Origin of the sequence: Pseudomonas sp. TWR2-1-1, from assembly GCF_049897045.1 — a bacterium.
Lineage (GTDB): Bacteria > Pseudomonadota > Gammaproteobacteria > Pseudomonadales > Pseudomonadaceae > Aquipseudomonas > Aquipseudomonas versuta.
Genome location: NZ_JAFCVM010000001.1, coordinates 118,119 through 134,015, shown reverse-complemented (window position 1 = coordinate 134,015; position 15,897 = coordinate 118,119). Strand labels below are relative to the sequence as shown.

Annotated in this window: 16 protein-coding genes; 9 read left to right on the top strand and 7 right to left on the bottom strand. The window is 58.6% G+C overall.

What is annotated here, in order from left to right; translation table 11 throughout:
* The first annotated feature begins 114 nt into the window (after nt 1-114).
* The 4 genes from ACP7BO_RS00685 to lnt are packed head-to-tail and all read left to right on the top strand — an operon-like array spanning nt 115 to nt 4,011.
* Nucleotides 115-1,134 (top strand): PhoH family protein, encoded by a 1,020-nt coding sequence (locus ACP7BO_RS00685; RefSeq protein WP_003444145.1) that lies wholly within the window; start codon nt 115-117, stop codon nt 1,132-1,134.
* Complete coding sequence (ybeY, locus tag ACP7BO_RS00680; RefSeq protein WP_060690603.1) at nt 1,127-1,588, top strand: rRNA maturation RNase YbeY; 462 nt, start codon at nt 1,127-1,129, stop codon at nt 1,586-1,588. The genes ACP7BO_RS00685 and ybeY overlap by 8 nt, the downstream gene beginning before the upstream one ends.
* A 38-nt stretch (nt 1,589-1,626) precedes the next feature.
* On the top strand, nt 1,627-2,466 hold the full coding sequence (locus ACP7BO_RS00675; protein WP_003444149.1) for an HlyC/CorC family transporter: 840 nt from the start codon (nt 1,627-1,629) through the stop codon (nt 2,464-2,466).
* A 21-nt stretch (nt 2,467-2,487) separates the two neighbouring features.
* Nucleotides 2,488-4,011, top strand: coding sequence for an apolipoprotein N-acyltransferase (gene lnt, locus ACP7BO_RS00670; RefSeq protein ID WP_426208095.1), 1,524 nt, complete (start codon nt 2,488-2,490; stop codon nt 4,009-4,011).
* Nucleotides 4,012-4,121: 110 nt separating this feature from the next.
* Here lnt and ACP7BO_RS00665 read toward each other — a convergent pair whose 3' ends face one another.
* Nucleotides 4,122-4,883 carry a YdcF family protein gene (locus ACP7BO_RS00665; RefSeq protein WP_060690601.1) on the bottom strand — a complete coding sequence of 254 codons (762 nt, stop codon included), beginning with the start codon at nt 4,881-4,883 and terminating at the stop codon, nt 4,122-4,124.
* Between the two features lie 151 nt (nt 4,884-5,034).
* The gene (locus tag ACP7BO_RS00660) at nt 5,035-5,322 is read right to left on the bottom strand and encodes a hypothetical protein (RefSeq protein WP_397455683.1); all 288 of its coding nucleotides are present in this window, start codon (nt 5,320-5,322) and stop codon (nt 5,035-5,037) included.
* Nucleotides 5,323-5,555: 233 nt separating this feature from the next.
* On the opposite strand from ACP7BO_RS00660, the gene leuS reads away from it, so the two are divergent.
* From leuS to ACP7BO_RS00635, 5 genes are all read left to right on the top strand, one after another.
* The gene (leuS, locus tag ACP7BO_RS00655; protein WP_426208093.1) at nt 5,556-8,162 is read left to right on the top strand and encodes a leucine--tRNA ligase; all 2,607 of its coding nucleotides are present in this window, start codon (nt 5,556-5,558) and stop codon (nt 8,160-8,162) included.
* Between the two features lie 90 nt (nt 8,163-8,252).
* A complete protein-coding gene (lptE, locus tag ACP7BO_RS00650; protein ID WP_060696822.1) occupies nt 8,253-8,858 on the top strand; it encodes an LPS assembly lipoprotein LptE in 606 nt (201 codons plus the stop codon).
* Nucleotides 8,859-8,901: 43 nt separating this feature from the next.
* The gene (gene holA, locus ACP7BO_RS00645) at nt 8,902-9,939 is read left to right on the top strand and encodes a DNA polymerase III subunit delta (RefSeq protein WP_397455679.1); all 1,038 of its coding nucleotides are present in this window, start codon (nt 8,902-8,904) and stop codon (nt 9,937-9,939) included.
* Between the two features lie 102 nt (nt 9,940-10,041).
* Nucleotides 10,042-10,191, top strand: coding sequence for an alternative ribosome rescue factor ArfA (gene arfA / locus ACP7BO_RS00640; protein WP_003444166.1), 150 nt, complete (start codon nt 10,042-10,044; stop codon nt 10,189-10,191).
* A gap of 50 nt (nt 10,192-10,241) precedes the next feature.
* Complete coding sequence (locus tag ACP7BO_RS00635) at nt 10,242-11,555, top strand: lytic murein transglycosylase (protein WP_426208090.1); 1,314 nt, start codon at nt 10,242-10,244, stop codon at nt 11,553-11,555.
* 78 nt (nt 11,556-11,633) lie between these two features.
* Here ACP7BO_RS00635 and ACP7BO_RS00630 read toward each other — a convergent pair whose 3' ends face one another.
* The 5 genes from ACP7BO_RS00630 to ACP7BO_RS00610 all read right to left on the bottom strand — a co-directional run bounded on the left by ACP7BO_RS00630 (nt 11,634) and on the right by ACP7BO_RS00610 (nt 15,783).
* The gene (locus ACP7BO_RS00630) at nt 11,634-12,578 is read right to left on the bottom strand and encodes a S66 peptidase family protein (RefSeq protein ID WP_426208088.1); all 945 of its coding nucleotides are present in this window, start codon (nt 12,576-12,578) and stop codon (nt 11,634-11,636) included.
* 4 nt (nt 12,579-12,582) lie between these two features.
* Nucleotides 12,583-13,623 (bottom strand): lipoyl synthase, encoded by a 1,041-nt coding sequence (gene lipA / locus ACP7BO_RS00625; RefSeq protein WP_060696818.1) that lies wholly within the window; start codon nt 13,621-13,623, stop codon nt 12,583-12,585.
* Nucleotide 13,624: 1 nt separating this feature from the next.
* Nucleotides 13,625-14,272, bottom strand: a complete 648-nt coding sequence (gene lipB / locus ACP7BO_RS00620; RefSeq protein WP_060696817.1) for a lipoyl(octanoyl) transferase LipB — start codon at nt 14,270-14,272, stop codon at nt 13,625-13,627.
* Nucleotides 14,272-14,547: a DUF493 domain-containing protein gene (locus tag ACP7BO_RS00615; protein WP_003444178.1), complete on the bottom strand. Its 276-nt coding sequence runs from the start codon at nt 14,545-14,547 to the stop codon at nt 14,272-14,274. The genes lipB and ACP7BO_RS00615 overlap by 1 nt, the downstream gene beginning before the upstream one ends.
* 78 nt (nt 14,548-14,625) lie before the next feature.
* The gene (locus ACP7BO_RS00610; protein ID WP_060696816.1) at nt 14,626-15,783 is read right to left on the bottom strand and encodes a D-alanyl-D-alanine carboxypeptidase family protein; all 1,158 of its coding nucleotides are present in this window, start codon (nt 15,781-15,783) and stop codon (nt 14,626-14,628) included.
* Between the last annotated feature and the right edge of the window lie 114 nt (nt 15,784-15,897).

Genomic DNA, 15,897 nt, shown 5'->3' with positions numbered 1-15,897 from the left:
TCCTACAGAAGGACAGGCAACGGGGTCAAACATTTAGCGAAGTCCTTTCGTACGAGGTCTGCTAGCGTTATCCTTCAATTCATCTCAATTGCCTAAGGGCGGCTAAATACGACCTTGAACGCACCCATCGAACCACATCGTTTTCTCCTTGAGCCTTTTGAGGCTCGCCGCTTCGCCAATCTGTGCGGACAATTCGACGAGCATTTGCGCTTGATCGAACAACGTCTCACGATCGAAATCCGCAATCGCGGCAATCAGTTCGAATTGATCGGCGACCCCAAACTGACCTCCTCCGCAGAAAACCTGCTGCGCCGCCTGTACCGCGAAACCAAAGCCTCTGAGCTTTCGCCGGACATGGTGCATCTGTTCCTGCAGGAATCTGCAGTAGAAGACCTGGATAGCAATCCGGTGGCCGAAGCCAGCATCGCTCTGCGCACCAAAAAGGGCATGATTCGCCCTCGCGGTATCAACCAGCAGCGTTACGTCAAAGAGATCCTGGGCAACGACATCAACTTCGGTATTGGCCCGGCCGGTACAGGCAAGACCTACCTGGCCGTAGCCTGCGCAGTGGATGCCCTGGAGCGCGAGCAAATACGCCGCATCCTGCTGGTACGTCCGGCGGTCGAGGCGGGCGAAAAACTCGGTTTCCTGCCCGGCGACCTGTCGCAAAAGATCGACCCGTACCTGCGCCCGCTGTATGACGCGCTGTACGAGATGCTGGGCTTTGAATATGTGGCCAAGCTGATCGAGCGGCAAGTCATTGAAGTGGCGCCCCTGGCCTATATGCGCGGTCGCACGCTGAACAACAGCTTCATCATCCTCGACGAAAGCCAGAACACCACCGTCGAGCAAATGAAGATGTTCCTGACCCGTATCGGCTTCGGCTCTACCGCCGTGATCACCGGTGACATTACCCAGATTGACCTGCCAAAAGGCACGAAGTCCGGTCTCAACCATGTCATCGAAGTGCTCAAGGATGTACCGGGTATCAGTTTCACCCACTTCCAGTCCAAAGATGTCGTGCGCCATCCGCTGGTGCAGCGCATCGTAGAAGCCTACGGGCGCTATGAACAGGAAGCTGCAGACAAACTGGCCGCACTGCCCGCTGCAAAGGATTACCGCCGCGATGCTTGAGCTTGACCTGCAACTGGCCACCGAGGCCCCTGCCCCCGACGAAGCCCGGTTCCGCCAATGGTGCGAACTGGCTTTGCGCCAGCGCACTGCCGACTCGGAAATGACCATTCGCCTGGTAGACGAGGCCGAAGGGCGTGAGCTCAATCACACCTGGCGCCAGAAAGACTACGCAACCAACGTTCTGTCCTTCCCGGCCGATGTACCGGACGAGTTTCTGGATATCCCGTTACTGGGCGACCTGGTGATTTGTGTGGCCGTGGTTGAGCGTGAAGCGGCAGAGCAAGGCAAGTCACTTGAAGCCCACTGGGCTCATCTGGTGATTCACGGCTGCTTGCATCTTCTGGGTTACGACCATATAGAAGATGAAGAAGCTGAAGAGATGGAAGCGCTGGAACGAACGTTGCTTGCAGAACTGGGTCATCCTGATCCGTATGCAGACGACGAAACTGATTAACCTCCACAGAAACTACCAAGGGATACGAGTAAATCGCTATGAGCGAAGACCGATCGAGCAACGGGCAAAAGTCATGGTTGGGTAAGCTGACCCAGGCCTTTGCCCATGAGCCGAAAAACCGCCAGGAGCTGCTTGAGCTGCTGCGCGAAGCACACCAGAACAAACTATTGGACAGTGAAGCGCTGGCCATCGTTGAAGGCGCCATTCAGGTGGCTGACCTGCAGGTACGGGACATCATGGTTCCGCGCTCGCAGATGATCAGCATCAAGGCGACCCAGACACCCCGCGAATTTCTCCCGGCGATCATCGATGCGGCGCACTCGCGCTATCCGGTGATCGGCGAAAGTCACGACGACGTCCTGGGCGTCCTCCTGGCCAAAGACCTGCTGCCGCTGATCCTTCAAGAAAACGGCGACAAGTACAACATCAAGGATTTGCTGCGTCCGGCGACCTTTGTCCCCGAGTCCAAGCGCCTTAACGTGCTATTGCGCGAGTTCCGCGCCAACCATAACCACATGGCCATCGTCATCGACGAATACGGCGGCGTGGCGGGCCTGGTGACGATTGAAGACGTTCTGGAGCAGATCGTCGGCGATATCGAAGACGAGCATGACGTGGAAGAGGACAGCTACATCAAGCCGCTGCCCAGCGGTGACTTCCTCATCAAGGCCCTGACCCCGATCGAGAACTTCAACGAGTTCTTTGACAGCGAATTCTCCGACGACGAATTCGACACTGTGGGCGGGTTGGTCATGAGTGCGTTCGGGCACTTGCCAAAACGCAACGAAATCACTGAAATAGGCCCTTACCGCTTCCGCATCCTGAATGCTGACAGCCGCCGGATTCATTTGATTCGTCTGACACCTATCGCCCGCTAAACCCAAACGCTAAGGATTGAAATGCGCTGGATAACACCCCCCGGCTGGCCCGGTAACTTGCTGGCCGTGGTGGCCGGCGCACTGACAACCCTGGCGTTGGCACCCTTCGATATCTGGCCACTGGCACTGGTGGCCCTGGCCATTTTCTACCTCGGTCTGCGCGACCTGTCTCCAAAACAGGCGCTTGGCCGTGGCTGGTGTTACGGCTTTGGCCTGTTCGGTGCGGGCACCAGCTGGATCTACTACAGCATTCACCACTTTGGCGGCGCATCCGTAATGCTGGCCGGGCTGTTGATGCTGGCTTTCACGGCAGCCATTGCCTGGTTCTTCGCCCTGCCCGCCTGGCTCTGGGCACGCTGGATCCGACGTAACGAAGCGCCACTGGCGGACACGCTGGCGTTTGCTGCGCTATGGGTGGTCCAGGAAGCCTTTCGCGGCTGGTTCCTCACCGGCTTCCCATGGCTCTATTCGGGTTACAGCCAGCTTGATGGCCCTCTGGCCGGGCTCGCACCGCTGGGAGGCATGTGGCTGATTTCATTCACCCTGGCACTGACCGCGGCCCTGCTGTGCAACCTGCCACGCCTGATCAAGGCCAAAAATAAAGCCTTTGTGTTTACCGGTGCCGTGCTGCTGATCGGCCCCTGGTGTATCGGCATGGCGCTCAAGCATCATGCCTGGACCAGCCCATCGGGTGACCCGCTGAGCGTTGCGGCGATTCAGGGCAACATCGAACAAAGCATGAAGTGGGACCCGGCACAGCTCAACGCGCAACTGGCGCTGTACCGCGACATGACATTCAGCTCCAAGCGCGCAGACCTGATTATCTGGCCAGAAACAGCGATCCCGGTACTCAAGGAGAATGCCGAAGGGTTTCTGAGTATGATGAGCCGTTTCGCCGCCGATCGAAATTCTGCATTGATTACCGGAGTGCCGATCCGCCAGGAAGTGCGCCATGAACCGCGCTACTTCAATGGCATCACCGCCGTCGGTGAAGGGGATGGCATCTATCTGAAGCAGAAGCTGGTGCCGTTTGGCGAATATGTTCCACTTCAGGACATGCTGCGCGGCGTTATTGCGTTCTTCGATCTGCCGATGTCGGACTTTGCCCGTGGCCCGGCCGATCAACCCATGCTGCAAGCCAAGGGCTATCAGATTGCCCCGCTCATTTGTTATGAGGTGGTGTATCCGGATTTTGTGGCCAGCCTTGCTGCCCAGAGCGATATTTTGCTGACTATCAGCAACGACACCTGGTTCGGGACTTCCATTGGTCCGCTGCAACACTTGCAGATGGCCCAGATGCGCGCGCTTGAAGCGGGGCGCTGGATGATTCGCGCAACCAACAACGGCGTCACCGCCCTGATTGATCCGCACGGGCAAATCACCACCCAGATTCCGCAGTTCGAGCGCGGCATCATGTACGGCGAAGTGGTGCCCATGCACAACCTCACGCCTTATCTGCAATGGCGCTCATGGCCTCTGGCTATTTTGTGCGTCTTGCTGATTGGCTGGGCGCTGATCACCAGCCGGATTGCCAAGACGGTGTAGAACAATTGTGAGAGCTGGCTTGCCAGCGATGGCATTACCCCCGGCAAGCAGGATGAGTCGAGGGGCCTGTATCGCTGGCAAGCCAGCCCCCACAAAAAGGCACTATCCACTCAGCGATAAAACAAGGGGTAGGCAATCTGCCCCACCGCTTCATTGAGTAACAGCCCGGACTGCCAGAACGATTTGTACTCCGGCATCCAGCCGCCCAACGGCCTCTCGCTATCAGCGCTGAAGAAACCTACCGGTGCAGGCACCACCTCAAACCCGGCCCGTTCAAAACTCCACACTGATCGCGGCATATGCCAGGCCTGAGTCACCACCACGACCCGCTTGATCCCTTGCGCCAACAAGATGTCCGCGGTCATTTGCGCGTTTTCCCACGTTGTACGGCTTTGCTCTTCCTTCCAGCGCACATCTACCCCGAAGTCATCGCGCAATGAGTCGGCCATTAACTGCGCCTCACTGGGCGGCGTACCGAAGTGCAGACCACCCGTGGTCAATACCGGCAAACCCGAAGCCTTGGCCAGTCGGGCCGCATAACGCTGACGCTCAAGACCGATCCCCGTCGGCTGATCGCTGCCCCATGCCGGATCACCCCGTTCGCGCCCGGAGCCGAGCACCACGATGGCATCCGCTCGCTCGGCCAGAGTTGACCACTGGCTGCGAGCCAATGCCGGCTCTCGCTCGATCGCATGGGCGCCCCATTGCACCATCACCGGCAAGCTCATTAACCAGAAGCCCCCCAGGCCCAGCGCAAAAAACGCTCCGGCCAGGCGCGGGCGTGTACGACGCAGCCACCAGGCGAGCACCAGAAACAGCAGGAGAATCCCGGGGGGTAACAGAAGTTGTTTAACGAAATATCGAATAGGCATCGGGCATCTCCAAAGATGCCCGAAGCCTAAGGGGGTTGAAGCGGCGCATCAACAGGGCAGGTCAAAAACTCAAACACCTGTTGCGTCAACCCGGGAGGGTTACATCGTAAAACGGTTTTCATGATGGGCCCGACTTGAATCGCCGGTAACCCTAAACGCCCCGCACCCTGTCCTTCAGCCAGATGACCTTGGCCCCGGGGTGGGTATCTTGTTGGTTCATGCTGCCTGGCGAGCGTATTTCAGCCTCACGCCCGGTCCGGTTCAAATACATATTGATCAAATCTAACTCAGCACGACTCAAACCACGCAGTTCCAACTCGACAGGTCGCTCGTTACGTAATCGAACTGCCGTGTTTGCTGAATCGAGAGCCACACTCAAACGATCAATCAGCCGCTCATACACCTCCGTTTTTGTAGCTTTTAGTTGCGTCTCTGCCATCCGTTCACCTCATTAAGGAAATATCTCTTCCCCTCACAGAGCTTAGACGTGCTTCTAAAACCGGTGCGCTGCCGCGACCAACGGAGTGATGAGGCAATCAGGGTTTCCCTCGATAGAGTGGGGTCATGTATGCTACGGGACTTCCTGTAACCCCTGCTCCAACCTGACCGGGCAACACAATAGCCGGTGTATGTTGAAGAGGATTAGGCCACCCTTTATCAGTACAAGTAGCCATGCACGAACAATATCAGCCCCGTGAAATAGAAGCCGCCGCCCAATCATTCTGGGACAACCAAAAGTCCTTCGAAGTCAGCGAAGATCTAGGCAAGGAAACCTACTACTGCCTATCGATGTTCCCGTACCCAAGCGGCAAGCTACACATGGGGCATGTGCGTAACTACACCATCGGCGACGTAATCTCCCGTTACCAGCGCATGCTTGGCAAAAACGTCCTGCAACCCATGGGTTGGGACGCCTTCGGCATGCCTGCCGAAAACGCCGCGATGAAAAACAATGTCGCGCCGGCCAAGTGGACGTACGAAAACATCGCCTACATGAAAACCCAGCTGCGCAGCCTCGGCCTGGCTGTGGACTGGTCCCGCGAAATCACTACCTGCAAGCCCGATTACTACCGCTGGGAACAATGGCTGTTCACTCGCCTGTTCGAAAAAGGCGTGATCTATCGTAAAAACGGCACCGTGAACTGGGACCCGGTTGACCAGACCGTTCTGGCCAACGAGCAAGTGATCGACGGCCGCGGCTGGCGCTCCGGCGCAGTGATCGAGAAGCGCGAAATCCCGATGTACTACTTCAAGATCACTGCCTACGCAGATGAACTGCTTGAAGGCCTCGACGATATGCCCGGCTGGCCGGAGCAGGTCAAAACCATGCAGCGCAACTGGATTGGCAAATCCCGCGGCATGGAAGTGCAGTTCCCCTACGACGTCGACTCCATCGGCGAAGCGGGTACGCTCAAAGTTTTCACCACCCGTCCAGATACCCTGATGGGCGCGACTTACGTGGCCGTGGCTGCCGAGCACCCGCTGGCGACCCAGGCTGCACAAGGCAATCCCGAGCTGCAAGCGTTCATCGCTGAATGCAAGGGCGGCAGTGTTGCCGAAGCCGACATGGCGACCCAGGAGAAAAAGGGCCTGCCAACTCCCCTGTTCGTCAAGCACCCACTGACCGGTGAAAAGCTCCCGGTATGGGTCGCCAACTATGTATTGATGCATTACGGCGATGGCGCAGTCATGGCTGTTCCGGCACATGACGAGCGCGATTTCGAATTCGCCACCAAGTACGACTTGCCGATCAAACCGGTTGTTCGCACCAGCGCAGGCGACGAGACACCGGCTCCGTGGCAAGCCGCTTATAACGAACACGGCACCCTGATCAACTCCGGCGAATTCGACGGTCTGGACTTCCAGGCTGCGTTCGACGCCATGGAAGCGGCCCTGACCGCCAAAGGCCTGGGTCAATCGCGCACCCAGTTCCGCCTGCGCGACTGGGGCATCAGCCGTCAACGCTACTGGGGCTGCCCGATCCCGATCGTGCACTGCGACACCTGCGGTGACGTTCCGGTACCGCAAGACCAGTTGCCTGTAGTGCTGCCGGAAGACGTCGTGCCCGATGGCGCCGGCTCGCCATTGGCGCGCATGCCTGAGTTCTACGAGTGCAGCTGCCCTAAATGCGGCGCACCGGCCAAACGCGAAACAGACACGATGGACACCTTCGTCGAGTCGTCGTGGTATTACGCCCGCTACGCCTCGCCACACTATGAAGGCGGCCTGGTTGAGAAGTCGGCGGCTGACCACTGGCTACCGGTTGACCAGTACATTGGCGGTATCGAACACGCCATCTTGCACCTCCTCTACGCACGCTTCTTCCACAAGCTGATGCGCGACGAAGGCCTGGTGAGCTCCAACGAGCCATTCAAGAACCTGCTGACCCAGGGCATGGTGGTCGCCGACACTTACTTCCGTAAGCTGGACAACGGCGGCAAGGACTTCTTCAACCCGGACGACGTTGTCATCGAACGTGACGCCAAGGCCAAAATCATCGGCGCCACGCTGAAGAGCGACGGCCTGCCGGTGGAAATCGGCGGCACGCAGAAGATGTCCAAGTCGCTGAACAACGGCGTTGACCCGCAATCCATGATCGAACAATACGGCGCCGATACCTGCCGCCTGTTCATGATGTTTGCATCGCCGCCTGACGCCAGCCTGGAGTGGTCGGATTCGGGTGTGGAAGGTTCACACCGTTTCCTCAAGCGCGTATGGCGCCTGGCTCACACCCACGTTGACCTGGGCCTGCCCGGCGCACTGGACATCGGCACCCTGAACGACGGGCAAAAAGTCATCCGTCGCGCTATCCACCAGGCCATCAAGCAAGCCAGCCTGGATGTCGGCCAGCATCATAAATTCAACACCGCCGTCGCCCAGGTGATGACCGTGATGAACGTGCTCGAAAAAGCACCGCACGCTACCGAACAGGATCGCGCCTTGCTTCAGGAAGGCCTTGAAACAGTTGCACTGCTGCTGGCACCCATCACCCCGCACATCAGCCATGAGCTGTGGAACCAGTTGGGCCACACCGGCGCCGTCATCGACGCGCCATGGCCGGTGCTGGACGAAAGCGCACTGGTTCAAGACACCCTGCAGCTGGTTATCCAGGTCAATGGCAAATTGCGCGGTCATATCGAAATGCCAGCCGGCGCCAGCCGTGAAGAGGTTGAGGCGGCTGCCCGCATCAACGAAAACGTGCTGCGCTTTACCGATGGCCTGACGATTCGCAAAGTGATCGTCGTGCCAGGCAAACTGGTCAACATCGTCGCCAGCTAAATTGGAACAGGCGCTCGCCCCGGGGGCGGGCGCCCAATAAAACCTTCAGGGCCGCTCAGTCGGCCTATCTGGTTTCAAGGGGAGCTACACATGATCAAACGCAATTTGCTGGTGATGGGTCTCGCTGTTCTGTTGAGTGCCTGCGGCTTCCAGCTGCGCGGTACTGGCACCAACCAGCTGACAATCACCGAGCTTGATCTCAGCGCGCGTAACGCCTACGGCGATACTGTTCGCGAGCTGCGTCAGACGCTGGAAAACAGCGGGGTTAAAATCTCCACCAGCGCACCGCTCAAACTGATTCTGACCAGCGAGGAAGAATCCCAGCGGGCCGCCAGTTACACCGGCACCAGCTATTCGGCTGAATATGAGCTGACCAACGTACTCAAATACGAGATCAAAGGTCAGAACAACCTGCCATTGCTCAACAACAAAATTGAAGTGCACAAGATTTACCTGCAAGACAGCAGCAACCTCACCGGCTCCGGTCAGGAAGCGGCAGTCATTCGCAAGGAAATGCGTCGCGACCTCGTACAGCAAATGGTGCTGCGTCTGGAGCAGCTGACGCCGGAACGCCTGGCCGAACTGCAAAAGTTAGCTGACGAGAAGGCACAGGCCGAAGCAGCCGCCATCGAAGCCGCACGCAAGGCTCAAGAGGAAACCCCTCAACAGTCGCCACTCGAACTGCAAAACCAGTAAGGCATACGGGGCGCTCAGGCGCCCCGTTATCTATCAAGCCCCTATGAAACTCGCCCCCGCCCAACTCGCCAAACACCTGCAAGGCAGCCTTGCCCCTGTCTACATCGTCAGTGGCGATGACCCGCTGCTGTGCCAGGAAGCGGCCGACGCCATTCGCACTGCCGCACGCCAGCAAGGTTTCGATGAACGCCAGGTGTTCAGCGCCGACGCCAGTTTCGACTGGGGCTCGTTGCTGCAGGCCGGCGCCAGCATGTCGCTGTTTTGCGAAAAGCGTCTGCTGGAACTGCGCCTGCCTTCAGGCAAGCCTGGAGACAAAGGCGCAGCGGCCCTGATCGAATACTGCTCGCGACCGGCCGAAGACACCTTGTTACTGGTCAGCCTGCCCAAGCTCGATGGCAGCGCACAGAAGACCAAATGGGGCAAAGCGCTGGTCGAAGGCCCACAAACCCAGTTCGTACAAATCTGGCCGGTGGACGCCAACCAGTTGCCGCAATGGATTCGCCAGCGCTTGTCACAGGCAGGCTTGTCAGCCAGCCAGGACGCAGTCGAGCTGATTGCTGCACGGGTCGAAGGCAACCTGCTGGCAGCAGCGCAAGAGGTTGAAAAACTCAAGCTGATGGCTGAAGAAGGCCAGATCACCGTCGAAACTGTGCAGGCTGCGGTGGCTGACAGTGCGCGTTTTGATGTATTTGGCCTGGTCGATGCCGTACTCAATGGCGATGCAGCCCACGCTTTGCGCATGCTCGAAGGCCTGCGCGGCGAGGGCGTTGAGCCGCCGGTCATACTGTGGGCTCTGGCACGCGAACTCCGGGTGCTGGCCAACATTGCGTTGCAATACAGCCAGGGCATACCGCTGGACAAAGCCTTCAGCCAGGCCAGGCCGCCAGTCTGGGACAAACGCAAACCGCTGATGAGCAAGGCCCTGCAGCGCTATTCAGCGCAACGCTGGGCACAACTGCTAATGGATGCACAGCGTATCGACGCGCAAATCAAGGGCCAGGCCGCCGGGTCCGCCTGGAGCAGCTTGAGTCGACTGACACTGTTGATGTGTGGGCAACGTCTGAATCTGCCAGCAGAGTAATCCGCCAGGAGCTGGCTTTGTGTGGTGCCGGTCAGGTACTGGACAACCCGCAACATCTGGCCGATGATTTGCGCCTGTTCAAACCAAGCGAGAGCACATGCCATGAGCAAGCGCCCCAACAAGGCCAAATCCATCGTCGCCCAACCCTTGTTCCGCAGCCGCCAGGAACGCCCCGCCAAAGGCAAAGGCAGCTACCGCCGCGAAGCCTTCCAGTCGAGAGACCGGGAGGCTTTTTACTTTCTGGCTGCCTGAGAGCGAGGATGATAAGGTCTACATCTGATTTGCATTACCTGGACCTGCGCATGCCCTTAAGTCATAAACGTGGTTGGCCGATGCGCCAACTGATCGCTGCTTCCAGCGTCATTCTTCTAGTCGCCTGCGCAGAAAAACCGACCGCAGCCGATGCCCAGCCCCTGCCTGAAACGCCCGCTGCTCCAGTGGCCACCACCAGCGCGCCAATTGCTGATATGCCCGTCATTGCGCCCGCTCAGAGTTTCAGCGAGTGGCAAGCCAACTTCCGCACGCAGGCGCTCAAGGCCGGGATCCGCCCCGAGGTGTTCGATAACGCCTTCAGCGGTATCACCCCCGATATGAGCGTGATCAAGGCCGATCGCAGCCAGCCCGAATTCAGCCGCCCGGTGTGGGAATACCTCGACGGGGCGCTATCACCATTGCGCGTACGTAATGGCCAGCGTCTGCTGCAGCAAAACGCCGAACTGCTAAGCCAGATCGAGCAACGTTATGGTGTCGATCGCCAGGCCCTGGTTTCGGTATGGGGCATGGAAAGCAACTTCGGCACGTTCCAGGGCAACAAGTCCGTGATTCGCTCGCTGGCCACCCTGGCCTACGAAGGACGCCGCCCGGAATTTGCGCAAAGCCAGTTGATTGCCGCGCTGAAAATCATTCAGGAAGGCGATATATCCCCCGAAAAAATGCTCGGTTCCTGGGCCGGCGCAATGGGCCAGACCCAATTCATCCCCACCACCTACGAAACCCACGCCGTCGACTTTGATGGCGATGGCCGCCGGGATATCTGGAACAGTTCGGCTGATGCCCTGGCATCGACTGCGCACTACCTGCAGAGCTCCGGCTGGAAGCAAGGCCAGCCATGGGGCTTTGAGGTCCGACTGCCCGCCGGCTTTGACTACGCACTGGCTGATGGCGCTGTAAGAAAAAGCGTCAGCGAATGGCAGAAGCTAGGAGTTTCACTGCCCGGCAGCGCCAGCTTGCCTGCAGGCTCTGAAGAGTTGAGCGCTACCCTGTTGGTGCCCGCCGGCTACCGTGGCCCGGCCTTCTTGGTGCTGGATAACTTCCGCGCCATTCTGCGCTACAACAACTCATCGTCCTATGCACTGGCCGTGGGCCTGCTGTCCGAGCGTTTCAACGGTGGCGGGGTTATTTTGGGCGAGTGGCCAAAAGATGACCGACCGTTGAGCCGTTCCGAGCGTATCGAACTGCAAACCCTGCTCAGCCAACGCAACTACGATGCCGGCAATGCCGATGGCATCATTGGCGCCAACACCCGCAAAGCTATCCGCAGCGCGCAGCAAGCCCTGGGCTGGCCGGCAGATGGCTACCCGTCGCACAAATTGCTTGAGAGTTTGCGTAACCAGTAACCCCGCAATCTGTAGGAGCGAGCTTGCTCGCGAGCCTTTGAACAGCTCGCGAGCAAGCTCGTTCCTACAGGGTGAGGGTTAAATTACGACGTGCTGTTCCAGCACCAACTGCTGTTTATCCGCATCCAGCCTGACCACAGCCCCCAACGGCAACGTCAGGTTCGGATCGCAATGCCCGCTACGCCAGCCAGCCAGTACCGGTATGCCCAGAGGCCCCAGTTCCTGCTTGAGCAGCCGCTGCAGGCCCACCGTTTCAACCCCGGCAAAATCCCCCACCAGAACACCCCGCAGCCGATTCAATTTACCCGCCAGACGCAAGTGCGTGAGCAGGCGATCGACCCGGTATAGCGGCTCATTGACGTCTTCGATAAACAGGATGATGTCTTCGTCATCCAGTTCAAACGCAGTGCCGATGGTGGCGCAGATCATCGACAGGTTACCGCCCAGCAGACGGCCACTGGCGCAGCCAGGAGCCAGGGTGGTCAGAGGAAATGCTGCCGGATGCTCAAGTACAGAGAGTTGTTGCCCGCTAAGCATGCGCAACAGGGAGGATTCGGTTGGTTGCTGTTTGTTACCCAGCAAGTCCGCGTTAAGCATTGCCCCGTGAAAGGTCAAAAAGCCTGCGTAACGGGTGATCGCCAGATGCAGCGCCGTGATGTCGCTGTACCCTGCAAAAGGCTTGGGATGGCGGCGCAGGAGCTCAAAATCGATGCCGTCAAGCAAGCGCGGGCTACCATAGCCACCGCGCAAGCAGAAAATCGCATCAATGCTGTCGTCCGCAAATGCGTCATGCAAATCACGCAAGCGAACTGCGTCTGAACCTGCAAGATAGCCGTCCTTTTCCCACACGCCCGGAAACACGCGCAGCTCATAGCCGCGGGTAGCCATCCATTCGCTGGCGCGTTTGAGATCCAGTTCAGCGGGACCAGCCGGGGCGATCAGGGCGATCACCCCGCCAGCACGGAGCGCGGGTACCGCGCTGTGGGCCTTGTAAGACACCTGCGCGGCGAGCCGGCTGCTCATGCTATCAAGCACCTACCAGCATGGTCTTGACCAGCTTGGCTTGCTCGTCGGCATGGTATGAAGAACGCACCAGTGGGCCCGACGCTACGTTTTTGAAGCCCATTTTGTAGCCTTCTTCGGCAAACCAGGCGAAAACGTCCGGGTGCACGAAACGCTGCACCGGCAAGTGGCTGCGCGACGGTTGCAGGTACTGGCCCAGGGTCAGCATGTCGATGTCGTGTTCGCGCATGCGCTTCATCACTTCAATGACTTCTTCGTCCGTCTCGCCCAGACCCAGCATCAGGCCGGACTTGGTCGGGATGTGCGGCATCATTTGCTTGAAGCGTTGCAGCAACGTCAGCGACCACTGATAGTCGGAACCCGGACGCGCAGCCTTGTACAGGCGCGGAACGGTTTCGAGGTTGTGGTTGAACACGTCAGGCGGCTCGGCGGCGGTGATTTCCAGTGCCACATCCATACGGCCACGGTAATCGGGCACCAACGTTTCGAGCAGTACGTTAGGCGACAGCTTGCGGATTTCACGGATGCAATCGGCAAAGTGCTGGGCACCGCCATCACGCAGGTCATCACGGTCTACCGAGGTGATGACCACGTACTTCAAGCCCAGGTCAGCGATGGCAATTGCCAGGCTTTGCGGCTCATTGACGTCCAGTGGCTTGGGCCGGCCATGACCGACGTCGCAGAACGGGCAGCGACGGGTGCAGATGTCACCCATGATCATGAAGGTCGCAGTACCACCCGAGAAGCACTCGCCCAGGTTCGGGCAGGACGCCTCTTCGCACACGCTGTGCAGCTTGTGCTTGCGCAGCAGCGCCTTGATGCGGTCCACCTCGGGCGAGACCGGAATACGCACGCGAATCCAGTCCGGCTTCTTCGGCAGTTCGGTGGTCGGAATGATTTTTACCGGGATACGCGCAACCTTCTCGGCACCGCGCAATTTAACGCCGGTCTCGACCTTGGAACGGGCCTCGTTCGCACGGGCCACACGTTCTGAGATATCCAGCGTAGGGATCAGGGTTTGAACAGCGTCTTGCGCAGTAGTCATATCAATCGATTCCGCCCGTTAGGGTCGTCTGCTCAGCATAGTCGAGGTGTTTGACGAGCTGCGAACGCAGCCGGGCGCCTACCTCGGCAAATTCAATCGGCCCTGCATGGTCACGCAACTGGGTCATCGCCAGCCCCGCGTAGCCACAGGGGTTAATCCGTCGAAACGGTTCCAGGTCCATGTCCACATTTAGTGCCAGACCGTGGAAAGAGCAGCCATTGCGAATCCGCAGGCCCAGAGAGGCGATTTTTGCCCCCTCAACATATACCCCGGGTGCGTCAGGCCGGGCGACGGCGGTTACGCCGTAGCTGGCGAGCAGGTCGATCAGACACTGCTCCATCCGGGTAACCAACTCACGCACACCAAAACCAAGGCGACGCACGTCGAGCATCAGGTAAGCAACCAGCTGGCCGGGACCGTGGTAGGTGACCTGGCCGCCGCGATCCGACTTGACCACCGGGATATCACCCGGCAACAGCAAATGTTCGGCCTTGCCTGCCTGCCCCTGGGTAAATACCGGCGGATGCTGCACCAGCCAGACTTCGTCTTGCGTGTGCTTGTCGCGACCGTCGGTAAAGTGCTTCATCGCCAGCCAGGTGGACTCATAGTCGGCCTCACCCAGCTCGCGAATACCCAGCACCTGAGACATCAAAGCACCATGTGCACGAAGCCGGTGGCTCGCAGTTCGCTGTTGATGTTGTACAGCTGGTCCTGGTCAGTGGCAACGATGTGCAACTGGATCGTGGTGTACTTGCCATTGGTGCTCTGGCGCTCGTCAACACGATCATCGTTTACCGTCGCGTGCTTTTTCACGATGTCGATGATCTTGTCTTTATTGCCCACACCCGTGTCGCTGATCACCTTAACCGGATAATCAACGTTCGGAAATTCGATCTTTGGCGCCTTTACTTCGGTATCGGTCATGGCGTATTGGCCTCGTAAGCCCAGAACTACATACGTGCCCCGCGCAGGGTGAGCGCGGGGTCACACAGGTGAGTGCAATCAGTTGAACAAGCCGTAGAAGAATAGACGGATGCTGTCCCAAACGCGTCGGAAAATACCACCTTCCTCGACAGGCTCAAGTGCAATCAGGTCAGCGCTGTGCACAACCTTGTCGTCCAGTTTGACTTCAACCTTGCCGATCACGTCGCCTTTGGCGATAGGCGCCATCAGCTGAGGATTCATGGTCATGCTTGCAGCCAGCTTTTTCAATTGGCCTTTAGGCAGGGTCAGGGTCAAATCTTCAGCCAGACCGGCTTTTACCTGGTTGGTGGTGCCTTTCCAGACAGGAGCCTGGGCCAGTTCAACACCCTTCTGGTAGAAGGTCTGGGTTTCGAAGAAACGGAAACCGTAGGTCAGCAGCTTCTGAGTCTCGGCAGCACGTGCCGCTTCACTGTTGGTGCCGAACACCACAGCAATCAGGCGCATGCCATCACGCACGGCCGAAGACACCATGCAGTAGCCCGCTTCGTCGGTGTGACCGGTTTTCAGACCGTCAACGGTCTTGTCACGCCACAGCAGCAAGTTGCGGTTCGGCTGTTTGATGCCGTTCCAGAAGAACTCTTTCTGCGAGTAGATCGCGTAGTGAGTCGGGTCTTCATGGATGATCGCGCGCGCCAGCAACGACATGTCGTGAGCAGACGAGTAGTGATCCGGGTTCGGCAGGCCGGTCGGGTTCATGAAGTGGCTGTTGGACATGCCCAACTCGCCAGCGGTCTTGTTCATCATGTCGGCGAACGCATCTTCGCTGCCGGCGATGTGCTCGGACAGAGCTACGCTGGCATCGTTACCCGACTGGATGATGATCCCGTGCAGCAGGTCGCTGACCGAGACCTGGGTACCTACCTTGATGAACATCCGCGAACCGCCGGTGCGCCAGGCGTTCTCGCTGACCGTCACCGGGTCGTTCTCGCCGATCTGACCACGACGGATTTCCAGGGTCGCGATGTAAGCGGTCATCAGCTTGGTCAGGCTGGCCGGTGGCAGACGCTGGTCGCCGTTGTTCTCAACCAGCACGTTACCGCTGCTGGCATCCATCAGGACATAAGACTTGGCAGCCAGTTGCGGTGGCGACGGCATCATCTCGACTGCCCAGGCAGCCGGGGTGATGATCAGCGGAACTAGCAGGCACAGGCGTTTGGCAAAGGTGGTGATGTTCATCCGTCTCTCGAAATTGTTAATGAAAACTTACCCTCGCGGGCAAAACTGTTGTGACAGCCGTTTGACTGGCTGTCGCGTATTCAGTTGCAAGCCTGCCCCTCGAAGGGCTTTTAT

Bases quoted from the DNA above. Each gene is read 5' to 3' on its own strand.
- ybeY (WP_060690603.1), top strand. From the start codon at position 1,127: ATGCTTGAGCTTGACCTGCAACTGGCCACCGAGGCCCCTGCCCCCGAC.
- ACP7BO_RS00675 (WP_003444149.1), top strand. From the start codon at position 1,627: ATGAGCGAAGACCGATCGAGCAACGGGCAAAAGTCATGGTTGGGTAAG.
- lnt (WP_426208095.1), top strand. From the start codon at position 2,488: ATGCGCTGGATAACACCCCCCGGCTGGCCCGGTAACTTGCTGGCCGTG.
- ACP7BO_RS00665 (WP_060690601.1), bottom strand. From the start codon at position 4,883: ATGCCTATTCGATATTTCGTTAAACAACTTCTGTTACCCCCCGGGATT.
- ACP7BO_RS00660 (WP_397455683.1), bottom strand. From the start codon at position 5,322: ATGGCAGAGACGCAACTAAAAGCTACAAAAACGGAGGTGTATGAGCGG.
- leuS (WP_426208093.1), top strand. From the start codon at position 5,556: ATGCACGAACAATATCAGCCCCGTGAAATAGAAGCCGCCGCCCAATCA.
- lptE (WP_060696822.1), top strand. From the start codon at position 8,253: ATGATCAAACGCAATTTGCTGGTGATGGGTCTCGCTGTTCTGTTGAGT.
- holA (WP_397455679.1), top strand. From the start codon at position 8,902: ATGAAACTCGCCCCCGCCCAACTCGCCAAACACCTGCAAGGCAGCCTT.
- arfA (WP_003444166.1), top strand. From the start codon at position 10,042: ATGAGCAAGCGCCCCAACAAGGCCAAATCCATCGTCGCCCAACCCTTG.
- ACP7BO_RS00635 (WP_426208090.1), top strand. From the start codon at position 10,242: ATGCCCTTAAGTCATAAACGTGGTTGGCCGATGCGCCAACTGATCGCT.
- ACP7BO_RS00630 (WP_426208088.1), bottom strand. From the start codon at position 12,578: ATGAGCAGCCGGCTCGCCGCGCAGGTGTCTTACAAGGCCCACAGCGCG.
- lipA (WP_060696818.1), bottom strand. From the start codon at position 13,623: ATGACTACTGCGCAAGACGCTGTTCAAACCCTGATCCCTACGCTGGAT.
- lipB (WP_060696817.1), bottom strand. From the start codon at position 14,272: ATGTCTCAGGTGCTGGGTATTCGCGAGCTGGGTGAGGCCGACTATGAG.
- ACP7BO_RS00615 (WP_003444178.1), bottom strand. From the start codon at position 14,547: ATGACCGATACCGAAGTAAAGGCGCCAAAGATCGAATTTCCGAACGTT.
- ACP7BO_RS00610 (WP_060696816.1), bottom strand. From the start codon at position 15,783: ATGAACATCACCACCTTTGCCAAACGCCTGTGCCTGCTAGTTCCGCTG.